Origin of the sequence: Rhodobacter sp. SY28-1 (genome assembly GCF_005222785.1) — a bacterium.
GTDB lineage: Bacteria > Pseudomonadota > Alphaproteobacteria > Rhodobacterales > Rhodobacteraceae > Tabrizicola.
Window position 1 is genome coordinate 46,640 of the sequence record NZ_STGH01000002.1, and the last position, 11,677, is coordinate 58,316.

12 protein-coding genes are annotated in these 11,677 nt (G+C 65.9%); 3 read left to right on the plus strand and 9 right to left on the minus strand.

The features are described from left to right. Positions 1-8 precede the first annotated feature (8 nt). The 6 genes from E8M84_RS09225 to coxB form a co-directional block, all read right to left on the minus strand. Complete coding sequence (locus E8M84_RS09225) at positions 9-677, minus strand: SURF1 family protein (protein WP_137110929.1); 669 nt, start codon at positions 675-677, stop codon at positions 9-11. A gap of 66 nt (positions 678-743) precedes the next feature. Next, complete coding sequence (locus E8M84_RS09230) at positions 744-1,547, minus strand: cytochrome c oxidase subunit 3 (protein ID WP_137110930.1); 804 nt, start codon at positions 1,545-1,547, stop codon at positions 744-746. A 26-nt stretch (positions 1,548-1,573) separates the two neighbouring features. Beyond that, on the minus strand, positions 1,574-2,167 hold the full coding sequence (locus E8M84_RS09235) for a cytochrome c oxidase assembly protein (protein WP_137110931.1): 594 nt from the start codon (positions 2,165-2,167) through the stop codon (positions 1,574-1,576). Continuing rightward, complete coding sequence (locus E8M84_RS09240; RefSeq protein ID WP_137110932.1) at positions 2,164-2,358, minus strand: hypothetical protein; 195 nt, start codon at positions 2,356-2,358, stop codon at positions 2,164-2,166. Before E8M84_RS09240 ends, E8M84_RS09235 begins: the two co-directional genes overlap by 4 nt. Before the next feature lies 1 nt (position 2,359). After that, positions 2,360-3,304, minus strand: coding sequence for a heme o synthase (gene cyoE, locus E8M84_RS09245; RefSeq protein ID WP_137110933.1), 945 nt, complete (start codon positions 3,302-3,304; stop codon positions 2,360-2,362). A 72-nt stretch (positions 3,305-3,376) separates the two neighbouring features. Next, positions 3,377-4,288 carry a cytochrome c oxidase subunit II gene (gene coxB, locus E8M84_RS09250; protein ID WP_137110934.1) on the minus strand — a complete coding sequence of 304 codons (912 nt, stop codon included), beginning with the start codon at positions 4,286-4,288 and terminating at the stop codon, positions 3,377-3,379. A gap of 176 nt (positions 4,289-4,464) precedes the next feature. Between coxB and E8M84_RS09255 the strand changes: the two genes are divergently transcribed. The 3 genes from E8M84_RS09255 (at position 4,465) to E8M84_RS09265 (ending at position 7,472) form a co-directional block, all read left to right on the plus strand. Then, on the plus strand, positions 4,465-5,274 hold the full coding sequence (locus E8M84_RS09255) for an alpha/beta hydrolase (protein ID WP_137110935.1): 810 nt from the start codon (positions 4,465-4,467) through the stop codon (positions 5,272-5,274). Between the two features lie 50 nt (positions 5,275-5,324). Next, the gene (gene tldD, locus E8M84_RS09260) at positions 5,325-6,746 is read left to right on the plus strand and encodes a metalloprotease TldD (RefSeq protein WP_137110936.1); all 1,422 of its coding nucleotides are present in this window, start codon (positions 5,325-5,327) and stop codon (positions 6,744-6,746) included. A 99-nt stretch (positions 6,747-6,845) separates the two neighbouring features. Next, positions 6,846-7,472 (plus strand): glutathione S-transferase family protein, encoded by a 627-nt coding sequence (locus E8M84_RS09265; protein WP_137110937.1) that lies wholly within the window; start codon positions 6,846-6,848, stop codon positions 7,470-7,472. A gap of 148 nt (positions 7,473-7,620) precedes the next feature. Here the strand turns inward: E8M84_RS09265 and E8M84_RS09270 are convergent, their stop codons facing one another. The 3 genes from E8M84_RS09270 to E8M84_RS09280 form a co-directional block, all read right to left on the minus strand. Then, positions 7,621-8,127, minus strand: coding sequence for a ferritin-like domain-containing protein (locus E8M84_RS09270; protein WP_137110938.1), 507 nt, complete (start codon positions 8,125-8,127; stop codon positions 7,621-7,623). Positions 8,128-8,250: 123 nt separating this feature from the next. After that, entirely contained in the window at positions 8,251-10,563 is a 2,313-nt protein-coding gene (locus E8M84_RS09275; protein ID WP_137110939.1) for a Tex family protein, read from the minus strand. Between the two features lie 69 nt (positions 10,564-10,632). Next, positions 10,633-11,652, minus strand: coding sequence for a GlxA family transcriptional regulator (locus tag E8M84_RS09280; RefSeq protein WP_137110940.1), 1,020 nt, complete (start codon positions 11,650-11,652; stop codon positions 10,633-10,635). Between the last annotated feature and the right edge of the window lie 25 nt (positions 11,653-11,677).

The window sequence follows — 11,677 nt, forward strand, 5'->3', positions numbered from 1 at the left end:
TATCGCCTTCAGATCTTCCGGCCCCTGATACGCCAGAGCAGGAACAGTGTCATCCCCGCCCAGGTCGCTGCCAGCAGAAACCACTGGATGGCATAGCCCCAATGGTCGTTGGGTATTCCCGACGTGTCCACCGGCATCGGCGCGATCCCGTCGCCGGTCGGTGCGCTGGCGACGATCAGTGTCGGTTCCGTCTTCAGCTTTGCCGCCATCGCCGGAACATCCCGGGCGAACCAAAGGCCGGTCTTCTCGTCTGGCGGCGGTGTGGAGCTGCTTGTGTCGTCCGGCCAATGCAAGTTGCCCTCGACCTTCGCCTCATGCGGCGGCCGCGGCACAGACCGCGCCTCCTCTTCGACAAAGCCGCGCTGGACCATGATCCGTCGGCCGTCCGGCAGGGCAAAGGCCTCGATCACCATCACGCCAGGGCTGGCACCCTTCTGGCCCGCCAGCACCTCCAGGTATTCCCCGGTGAAGGTCCCCTCGGCAACGACTGCCTGGAACTTGTCGCGGCCCTCATCGGGCACCGCGGGCAACGGGATCGGCGCATTGGAGATCCTCGCCTCGATCTCGTCGAGGTAGACCCGCTTCTCCTCCATCCGTCTTAGCTGCCAGAAGCCAAGGCTCATCAGGATCGCGACCCCGACGATGCCCATCAGGACCGGAAAGACGTAACGGCGCATCGGATACCCCGGAATGAAAAGCGCAGGCCCGAAGGCCCGCGCTGCTGTCCTGTCAAAGGCGAAGGATCAGCCCTGACCCCAGACGTAGACGGCGGCGAACAGGAACAGCCAGACCACGTCGACGAAGTGCCAGTACCAGGCGGCGGCTTCGAAGCCGACGTGCTTTTCGGGGGTGAAATGCCCCTTGTAGACGCGGATCAGGCAGACGGTCAGGAAGATCGTCCCGATGATGACGTGGAACCCGTGGAAGCCCGTCGCCATGAAGAACGAGGCGCCGTAGATGTTGCCGGCAAAGCCGAAGGCCGCGTGGCTATATTCGTAAGCCTGCATGATCGTGAACACGACGCCCAGCGCGATGGCAAGGATCAGGCCATTCTTCAGGTCCTTGCGGTTGTTCTCATGCACCAGCGCATGGTGCGCCCAGGTGGCGGCGCAGCCCGACAGAAGCAGGATCAGCGTGTTGATGAAGGGCAGATGCCACGGGTCGAAGGTCTCGATCCCGGCCGGCGGCCAGACGCCGTCGATGGCCGGGCTGTCCGGCCCCATCGGGTACATGCGGTGCTTGAAGAAGGTCCAGAACCAGGCCGAGAAGAACATCACTTCCGACATGATGAAAAGGATGAAGCCATAGCGCAGGCCCAGCCGCACGACCGGGGTATGATCGCCGACCTGGCTTTCATGCACCACTTCCGCCCACCAGGCGTACATCACATACAGCACCCCAGCGAGGCCGATCAGACCCATCCACGGGCCCGAGCCGTGCATCCACAGCACCGAGCCGAACAGCATCACAAAGCCCGCTACCGCGCCCAGAAGCGGCCAGATCGACGGTGGCAGAACGTGGTAATCGTGGTTCTTCGCGTGGGCCATGGCCGGTTTCCCCTCGTTTCTTCTCTTCAGTTCACCGCAGCTGCGTCGTCTGCGGCGGATGGTTGCAGTGCTGCCTGATCCTCCGGCAGCGGCGTTTCGTGGAAGGTATAGCTGAGCGTGATCTCACGCACAAATGCCGCATCCGGGTCGTCCACGACCGACGGATCGACGAAGAACGTCACCGGCATCTGCACCGTCTCGCCCGGCTGCAGCACCTGTTCGGTAAAGCAGAAACACTCGATCTTGGTGAAATAGCCGCCTGCCGTGTCCGGGAAGACGTTGAAGCTGGCCGTCCCCGCGATCGGCCGATCGGTCGGGTTGTGCGCCTCGTAAAAGGCAAGGCCCGTCTCGCCGATCCGCAGTTCCATCGACCGGACCACCGGCTTGAAGCTCCAGGGCATTCCGGCCTCGACCGACGCGTCGAAGCGGACCTTCACCGTCTGGTCCAGGATCGTGTCGGAAGCGGTCTCGGCCACCTGGGGCGTGCCGCCATAGCCGGTCACGCGACAGAACCAGTCGTAGAACGGCACCGCCGCAAAGGACAGCGAACCCATGGTCACCACCACGGCCACCAGTTGCGCCGCGGTCCGGTTCTTGCCCTGCAGCTTCGGGAAGATCATGGCTGGGCCTCCTCCTTCGGCAGCATGGCGGGGGAATAGCTGTGGTCAAAGCCCTGCATCGGATCGCCGCGCTTGACCTTGACCACGGTCAGCGCAAAGACCAGCGCCACAAAGGCCGCCAGCGTCAGGCCCAGCCCCAGGTTGCGGCTGAACCGGCGCTTGTGCAGCTCGTGTTCCGGGCGGAAGGTCATCTCACCAGCCCCCGATCCCGGCCGATTTCAGCGCCGCTTCCGCCAGGAAGGCCGCGAAATGCAGGAAGAGGTAGAGGAGCGAGAACCGGAAGAACGCCTTCTCGACCGCATATTTGTCGGCCTCGGCCATCGCCTCGTCGCGTTTCCAGATGCGGAAAGCCCCAATCACGAACCAGGCGTTCAGCGCCACGGCCACGGCCAGCGTCAGCGGCCCGCCAATCGATGTCAGCGCCGCGCCGACGGCTACCGGGACCAGAAGAAGTGTGTAGACCAGGATATGCACCCGCGTCGACTTGCGGCCATGCGTCACCGTCAGCATCGGCACGCCGGCGGTGTGGTAGTCTTCCTTCATGAACAGCGCCAGCGCCCAGAAATGCGGCGGCGTCCACATGAAGATCAGCGCGAACATCAGCACCGCCTCGACCGAGACCGAACCCGTCGCGCAGACCCAGCCGATCATCGGCGGGAAGGCCCCGGCCGCGCCCCCGATGACGATGTTCTGCGGGGTCGTCCGTTTCAGCCACATCGAATAGACGACGGCGTAAAAGAAGATGGTGAAAGCCAGCAAAGCGGCGGCCATCAGGTTTGTCGCCAGGCCCAGCATCACGACGCTGATCCCCGACAGCGCCAGACCCACGGCCAGCGCCTCGCCCGCCTGCACCTTGCCCGCCGGAACCGGCCGCCGCGCCGTGCGCTTCATCACCGCGTCGATGTCGGCGTCCCACCACATGTTCAAGGCGCCACTGGCACCTGCCCCAAGCGCAATGAACAGGATCGCGGAAAACGCCTCGACCGGATGCAGGCCCACTGGCGCAACCAGAAGCCCCACCAGCGCGGTGAACACCACCAGCGACATGACGCGTGGCTTCAGAAGCTGCACATAATCGCCGAACCCCGGCTCATGGGCAGAGGCAGTCACGCCCTGATATGCTGAGGTCTCGCTCATCCCGGCCCTTCTTTGGCGAACCGGGGCCTGACCCCCGGCCAAGCCCCGTCACATGGTCGCAATCCTGGTGCGTCAGTCGTTCGACGCAACCTGCACGTCGGCCGGCGTGGCAACCGAGGACAGCTGCACGTCGCCCGCCTTCGCCTTGGCCAGCCACTCGGCATAGGCGGCTTCCGACACGACCTTGACGGTGATCGGCATGTAGGCATGCATTTGCCCGCACAGCTCCGAGCACTGGCCGAAGTAGATGCCTTCCTGCTCCGCCGTGAACCACAGCGCAGCGGTCCGGCCCGGAACGGCGTCCTGCATCACGCCGAAAGCGGGGATCTTCCACGAATGGATCACGTCTGCCGCCGTGACCTGCACCACAACGGTCTTGCCCACCGGGACGACCACTGCGGTATCGGTGGCCAGAAGGAACTGCTCCTTCGAATAGCCCGCCGCAGTCAGCTGCGCCTCGACCTCGGGGGTCAGCATGTTGGTGCCGCCGGTCGCAGGCGAGCCGATCATGTAGCTGTCGAAGGCGATGCCCTCGTCGACATATTCATAGCCCCAGTACCACTGGTAGCCGGTAGCCTTGATCGTCACGTCCCCCACCGGAATTTCCTGCTGCTTGAACAGGATCGGCAGCGAGAAGGCCCCGATGAACACGAGGATCACGATCGGGATCAGGGTCCATGCCACTTCCAGCGGCGTGTTGTGGGTGAACCGGGCCGGCGTCGGGTTGGCGCGGCGGTTGAAGCGGACGATGGTGTAGATCAACAGCGCGGTCACGAAGACGACGATGGCACCGATGATGTAGTTGATCATCGTGTCCAGCCAGACGATGTCATGCTTCAGCTCGGTCGCCGACGGCTGGAACCCCATGCCACCCTGCTCGGGCTGCCCGATGATTTCCAGGGCCTGCTGCGCAAGGACCTGCCCTGCAACGAGCGTGGTCATCCCTGCTGCGGCGATTCCGCCGATCACTGTCGAAAGACGCATGCTTTTGTTCCCGTGCACATCGCGGCTTGGCGCCGCTTTCACGGAACCCCGGCCCAAAGGTCAGAATCCCGCCGTTTCCCACGGCCCTCAAACCATATTAGCTTGGCCACGACAAGCAAAACCGTCGCGACAAATCGGCGCTTTGCACCCCGCCCCCGGCACAAGGATTGCCCCTCGTGACCTTCGTCAAGCTGACCCTCGTCACTTTCGGCCTGGTCTATGCCGTCGCCCTGTCCGGGATGTACGCCTTCCAGCGCGATCTGCAATATTTCCCGACCCGCCGCGACCCCACGCCGATGGCAGTCGGGCTGACCGGGGTAACCCGGATCACGCTGCCCACGCCGGACGGCGAAACCCTTGTCCTGTGGGAAAGCCCGCCCCGGGGCGACCGGCCGGTGATCCTGTTCCTGCAGGGCAACGCGGGCGAGATCGCCGACCGCGCCGACCGCCTCGCCTTCTACCAGTCGCAGGGCTTAGGCACCCTCTTCCTCAGCTATCGCGGCTATGGCGGCTCGACCGGGACCCCCTCGGAACGCGGGCTTCTGATCGACGCCAAGACTGCCTATGACCATCTGCGCGCCCAAGGCATCCCCGCCGACCGCATCGTCCTGGTCGGCGAAAGCCTTGGCACCGGCCCCGCCGTCCTTACCGCCGCCGCAAACCCCGTCGCCGCCGTGGTGCTGGAGGCCCCCTATTCCGCCGCTGTCGACATTGCCCGCCAGGCCTACCCTTGGGCGCCCGTGGGCCTGCTGATGAAGGACCAGTTCCGCTCGCGCGACCAGATCGACCGCATCAACGCGCCCCTCCTCATCCTGCACGGCGACGACGACCGCGTCATCCCTCAGGGCTTCGGCAAACGCCTGTTCGATGCCGCCCGCGATCCGAAGACCTTCCTGTCGCTGGGCCCCGTCGGGCACGAGGCACTGTTCTCTCCCAACACCTGGGCCAGGGGCGCGGACTTCATCGACCGGACGGTCGGTCCTTGACCCTTCCCGCGCTGCGGCCCATCTGTGATGCCTGACCTGATGAGGCCCAAATGACCGACGCCCCCTTCCGCCCGTTCGAGACCCACCTTGACGAAGCCGCCGCGCTGGCCACCCTGCGCGAGGCGACGGCGGGGGCAGACGATGGCGAGTTGTTCCTGGAACGCCGCCGGGCCGAAAGCATCGTCCTTGACGACGGACGCATCCGGCAGGCGACCTATGACGCGTCCCAGGGCTTCGGCCTTCGCGCGGTCAGGGGAGAGGTCGCAGGCTATGCCCATTCGACCGAAATCACCGAAACGTCGCTTCGCCGCGCCTCCGAGACCGCCCGCCTTGCCGTGGGACAAGGTGGCGGGACCCTCGCCCCGCCGCCACGCGGCACCAACACCCGGCTCTACCGGGCTGATGACCCGATGGCCGAGGCTGCCTTCCCGGTGAAGATCGAGCTTCTGCGCGAAATCGACGCCTATGCCCGCGCGCTTGATCCCCGTGTGGTGCAGGTTTCGGCCACCCTCTCGGCCAGCCTGCAAGAGGTCGAGATCCTCCGCCCCGAAGGCAGCCGCCTGGCCGACATCCGCCCGATGGCGCGCATCAACGTCAGCGTGATGCTGGAGGAGAACGGCCGCCGCGAACAGGGCGGCATGGGCAAGGGCGGCCGCCATGGCCTGGCGACGCTCATGTCCCCCGACACCTGGAAACCGATGATCGCCGAGGCGCTGCGCATCGCCCAGGTCAACCTTGGCGCCGTCGAGGCCCCGGCAGGCGTGATGGACGTCGTCCTCGGCCCCGGCTGGCCCGGCATCCTTCTGCACGAAGCCATCGGCCACGGGCTGGAGGGCGACTTCAACCGCAAGGAAACCTCGGCCTTTGCCGGGTTGATGGGGAAACAGATCGCATCCAAGGGCGTGACTGTCCTTGATGACGGCACAATCCCCGACCGTCGCGGCAGCATTTCCATTGACGACGAAGGCACGCCCTCGGGCAAGAACGTGTTGATCGAGGATGGCGTGCTGGTGGGCTACATGCAGGACCGCCAGAACGCGCGCCTCATGGGTGTCGCCCCCACCGGGAACGGCCGCCGCGAAAGCTTTGCCCATATCCCGATGCCGCGGATGACCAATACCTACATGCTCTCCGGCCCCGACGACCCCAAGGGCATCGTGGCCAGCCTCAAGGACGGCATTTACGCCGTGGGCTTCGGCGGTGGCCAGGTGGACATCACCAGCGGCAAGTTCGTCTTCAGCTGCACCGAGGCCTACCGGGTCCGGAACGGCGTCATCGGTGAAGCCGTGAAGGGTGCAACCCTGATCGGCGACGGAGCGACGGCGCTGACAGGCATCCGCGCCATCGGCAATGACCTCGCTTTGGACCCCGGCATCGGCAACTGCGGCAAGGCCGGTCAATGGGTCCCGGTCGGCGTCGGCCAGCCGACCCTGATGATCGGCGGGCTGACCGTCGGCGGCGCAGCAGCCTGACGGGGGCCAAAACCTTTCGAAAAGTTTTGTCAAAATCCTTCGAAGGATTTTGCCCGCATCGGCTAGCCTCACCTCCGACCTCAACCGGAGCAGCCCCAGATGATCCTCGTCGGCCAATACGACAGCCCCGTCACCCGCCGCGTCGCCGTGGCATTGCATCACTACGGCAGGCCCTTCACCCGCGACACCCGGTCAATCTTCGGCGAGGCTGAAGCGGTGGGCAAGATCAGCCCCCTGACCCGCATCCCCGCGCTGGTGCTGGACGATGGCGAGGTCCTGATCGACAGCGCCGCGATCCTTGATTACCTGGACGAACTGTCGGGGGACCGGGCACTTTGCCCTGTATCCGGCCCATCCCGCCGCCAGGTCCTGCAGATGACCGCACTGGCGCAAGGCACGCTGGAAAAGGCCGCCGCCGTGGTCTACGAGCGCCACTTCCACCACGCTGCAAACCAGAGCGCCGAATGGCTGTCCCGCTGCCTCGGACAAGCCCGCGCGGGGCTGGACGAACTGACCCGCCGTCTGGACCGCCCCTACGCCTGCGGGGCCGCGCTCAGCCATGCCGACGTGATGATCACAACGCTGATCTGGTACATGCAGGACCGGATGGACGAAGTCCTGTCCCCCTCCGCCCATGCCCCGCTGATCGCGCTGGCACAGCATTGTGAAACACTCCCCGCCTTCCGCGCCGCCGCGATCAGCGACTTCGAGAAGATGCCGAAGTGACGGGAGGACCCAAATTCCTTAAGCAAGGAATTTGACAAATTATTCCTCAAGAAATTTGGCTCCTGGCGGGTCCGACGCGCACTGGCCGCACCAGCCACCCTTTGACCATCAGGCGCACCGAACCGGCACGCCTGATGCTTCTCCGGCGTCAGGCCGCCTTCGCGTTCAGCTGCCCCTCGGCCAGCGCCGACAGCGACTTGTCGGCCGCGTATTCCTGGTCAAGGATGCCCTTCAGCAGGCCAGCTGCCTCTTTCATCTTCAATTGCACCGCATAGGCATGCATCGAGCCATACCGGCTGATCTCGTAATGCTCGACCGCCTGGGCCGAGAAGATGATCGCCGAGTCGTTCGCCGCCCCGCCGGTGAAATCTTCCAGAAGGCTCGTCGCCTCTTCCAGGATGCCGTCCATCGCGTCGCATTTCTCGGCCTTCGGGCGCTTGCCGATCAGCTCGAACACCTGTTCCAGAGCTTCAATCTGGCCCTGCGTCTCGTCGCGGTGGGCGGACAGCGCCTCTTTCAGCATCGGATCATTGGCCGCCTTGATCATCTTCGGCAGCGAGCGGTAGATCTTCTTCTCCGCGTAATACATGTCCTTCAGCGCATGTTCGAACAGCGCTTCAAGCTCCATCGGGTCTTTCGGTTTCGTCGTAGCCATCGTGGATCTCCTGCTATGGCGGCCAAACGCCGCGATGCAGGGAAAACGCCGTTGCACGTCAGTCGTTCCGGGCAAACCGGGACGTGCCACGCTGACCGGCGGTTGTCCGCCACCCAGCCGCCGCTACCGCCCGAACTTGCCCTTTAGCGCATCGGCAAAAGCGTTGCCGCCGCCCTGCGGACCCGACTGCGGCCCGCTCTGCATCGGCCCCCGCACGGGCTTTTGCGGCCCCGGCCCCCGCTCGCGCGCCTGATCCTTAGCGCTGGCTCCTCCGTCCGACTTCATCGTCAGCCCGATCCGCTTGCGGGGCACGTCGACCTCGACCACCCGGACCTTGACCACATCACCCGCCTTCACCACCGCATGCGGGTCCTTGACGAAGCTGTCGGACAGTTGGCTGACATGCACCAGCCCGTCCTGATGCACGCCGATGTCCACGAAAGCGCCAAAGGCCGCGACGTTGGTCACCGTGCCCTCCAGCACCATCCCCGGCCGCAGGTCGCCGATCTCGTCCACCCCATCCGCAAAGGTCGCCGTCTTGAACGAGGGCCGGGGGTCGCGGCCCGGCTTCTCCAGTTCTGCCAGGATGTCCTTCACCGTCGGCAACCCGAACCGCTCGTCCACGAAACTGGCCGGGTTCAGCTGCTTCAGCGCCGCCCCGTCACCCATCAGGCTGCGGATGTCCCGCCCGCAGGCCGCGACGATCTTGCGCGCCACGTCATAGGCCTCCGGGTGGACGGATGAGGCATCCAGCGGCTCTTTCCCGCCCGAAATCCGCAGGAACCCTGCCGCCTGTTCGAACGCCTTCGGACCCAGCCGTGCGACCTTCAGAAGGTCCTTCCGCGTGGCAAACGGCCCGTTCTGGTCGCGATGCGCGACGATGGCCTCGGCCAGCCCCGGCCCCACGCCCGAGACCCGCGCCAGCAAGGGGGCCGAGGCAGTGTTCAGGTCCACCCCCACCCCGTTCACCGCGTCCTCGACAACCGCATCCAGCGATTTCGCCAGCCGGTGCTGGTCCACGTCGTGCTGATACTGGCCGACCCCAATCGCCTTCGGCTCGATCTTCACCAGTTCCGCCAGCGGGTCCTGCAATCGGCGAGCGATCGACACTGCCCCGCGCAGAGACACGTCCAGATCTGGAAACTCCCTGGCCGCCAGTTCGGACGCGGAATAGACCGAGGCACCCGCTTCGGACACGATCACCTTCGTCGGTTTCTCTGCGCCCGCAGGCAGCAGCGCCAGCAGGTCGGCGACCAGCTTCTCCGTCTCCCGGCTGGCGGTCCCGTTGCCGATAGCGATCAGCTTGACGCCGTGCTGGCCGATCAGACGGGCAATCGCGACCTGCGCGCCCTTCAGGTCCAGCTTCGGCTGGAAGGGATAGACCGTATCCGTCGCCACGACCTTTCCCGTCGCATCGACAACCGCGACCTTGACCCCGGTCCGGATGCCCGGGTCCAGCCCCATCGTGGCCTTCCCCCCTGCCGGGGCCGCCAGCAGCAAGTCCTTCAGGTTCCGCGCGAAAACCCGGATCGCTTCGGCCTCTGCCGCCTCGCGCAGTTCGGCCATCAGGTCCAGCGTCAGGCTGGTCTTCAGCTTCACCCGCCAGGCCCATGCCGCCGCTTCACGCAGCCACTTGTCCCCCGCACCCTGCCCCGCAGCGCCGACCGCCGCCCCGCAGGCCCGTTCCGCCGGGCTTTCGCCGCGCGGGGCCTCGGCATCGACCTCAAGGTCCAGCACCAGCACCTCTTCGTTCCGCCCCCGGAACATCGCCAGCGCCCGGTGCGACGGCACGCGGGCAAAGTCCTCGGTATGCGCGAAGTAGTCCGAGAATTTCGCCCCGGCGGCCTCTTTCCCCGGCACCACCTTCGCCGCCAGCTTCCCGGCCTTGCGCATATGATCGCGCAACCGGCCCAGAAGGCTCGCATCCTCGCTCAAGCCCTCGGCCAGAATGTCCCGCGCGCCTTCCAGCGCAGCCTTGGCATCGGGAAACCCTTCCGACAGGAACCCGCCCGCCAGCGCCACCGGGTCCGCCGCCCGGTTGGCCAGGATCGCATCATACAGCCCCTGCAACCCCGCCTCGCGGGCGATCATCGCCTTGGTGCGGCGCTTGGGCTTGTAGGGCAGGTAGATGTCCTCAAGCTCGGCCTTCGTCACCGCCCCGGCAATCGCCCGGGCAAGCTCATCGGTCATCTTCCCCTGTTCGGTGATCGACCCGACAATCGCCCCCCGCCGCGCCTCGAGCTCGCGCAGATAGCCCAGCCGTTCCTCCAGCTTGCGCAGCTGCGTGTCGTCCAGCCCCCCCGTCACTTCCTTCCGATAGCGCGCGATGAAGGGCACCGTGGCCCCCCCGTCCAGCAACTCAATCGCAGCGCTCACTTGTGCGGGCGTGGCAGCGATTTCCGTGGCGATCAGGCGAGGGATTTGGGTCAGGCTCATGCGAATCCTCAAAGGCAGGGGTGGGCACCTTAGCCGCGCCTCCCCGCAGGGTGAAGCCTGCCCGCCCCCTCAGCGCGTCCGCGCCGGGCTCTGGCCAAACCGCTTCTTGTAAGCCTTGGAGAAACTTGACCGCGAGTTGAACCCGGTCGCCACCGCCACCTCCAGGATCGACAGCGTGGTGTCCGACAACAGATCCCGCGCCTCTTCCAGCCGCAGCCCCAGGTAATAGCCCTTGGGCGTCTCCTGCACGACCGACTGGAAGATTCGCTCCAGATGCCGGGGCGACCGGCCGAAGACCTCGGCCAACGCCTCGCGATCCAACGGAGTCGCAATATTCGCCTGCATCGCCGCTATCACCCGCGCTACCGCCGGATTTCGGGCCAGCATCGGCGCCGGGTAGACCTTCTTCTGCGTGGCACTCGCCTCACGCCGCCGCGAATGCAGGCACATCTCGGCCACCGCATCCGCCAGTTTCGGCCCATGGTCCCGGGTGATCAGCGCCAGCATCAGGTCCACCCCGGCCTCGCCCCCCGCGCAGGAAAAGTGCTTGCGGCCAATCACATAGATCTGCTGCAGCGGCTCAACGTCGAACAGCTCCCGGTAGGCCGGCCGGTTTTCCCAATGCACGGCAGGGGCGTCGTCCCCCAGAAGCCCCGCACGGGCCAGGGTATAGGCTCCGGTGCAGATCGCCCCCAAGCCCCCTCCGCGCCGGGCATGGTCGCGCAGCCAGGCCAGCACCTTCTTGTCCGCTGCCAGGCTGGCATCGGTGCCGGAACAGACAATCGCCGTGGTCTCCCGGCTCAACGGCTCCAGGCCCTGGTCGACCTCGATCCGCACCCCGGCCGAACTTTCCACCGGCTGCCCGTCCATGCTGACCAGCCGATAGTTGTACAGCGGCTGTTGCGTCAGCTGGTTGGCGATGCGCAGGGGCTCGATGGCCGAACTGAACGCCAGCAGGGTGAACCGCGGCAGGACCAGAAAGGCGAAGTCCCGCGTGACCACGGGCCCATCAAGCCGCACATGCGCCACCCCGCGCGGGATCACCGCGCTGGCCCGGACAAAGGCTTTGTCATCAGAGGGACGGCTCACCGGCAGGTGTCCTTTGCTGGCAAGG

Coding starts and splice junctions, on each gene's coding strand:
- E8M84_RS09225 (WP_137110929.1), bottom strand. CDS start 677: ATGCGCCGTTACGTCTTTCCGGTCCTGATGGGCATCGTCGGGGTCGCG.
- E8M84_RS09230 (WP_137110930.1), bottom strand. CDS start 1,547: ATGGCCCACGCGAAGAACCACGATTACCACGTTCTGCCACCGTCGATC.
- E8M84_RS09235 (WP_137110931.1), bottom strand. CDS start 2,167: ATGATCTTCCCGAAGCTGCAGGGCAAGAACCGGACCGCGGCGCAACTG.
- E8M84_RS09240 (WP_137110932.1), bottom strand. CDS start 2,358: ATGACCTTCCGCCCGGAACACGAGCTGCACAAGCGCCGGTTCAGCCGC.
- cyoE (WP_137110933.1), bottom strand. CDS start 3,304: ATGAGCGAGACCTCAGCATATCAGGGCGTGACTGCCTCTGCCCATGAG.
- coxB (WP_137110934.1), bottom strand. CDS start 4,288: ATGCGTCTTTCGACAGTGATCGGCGGAATCGCCGCAGCAGGGATGACC.
- tldD (WP_137110936.1), top strand. CDS start 5,325: ATGACCGACGCCCCCTTCCGCCCGTTCGAGACCCACCTTGACGAAGCC.
- E8M84_RS09265 (WP_137110937.1), top strand. CDS start 6,846: ATGATCCTCGTCGGCCAATACGACAGCCCCGTCACCCGCCGCGTCGCC.
- E8M84_RS09270 (WP_137110938.1), bottom strand. CDS start 8,127: ATGGCTACGACGAAACCGAAAGACCCGATGGAGCTTGAAGCGCTGTTC.
- E8M84_RS09275 (WP_137110939.1), bottom strand. CDS start 10,563: ATGAGCCTGACCCAAATCCCTCGCCTGATCGCCACGGAAATCGCTGCC.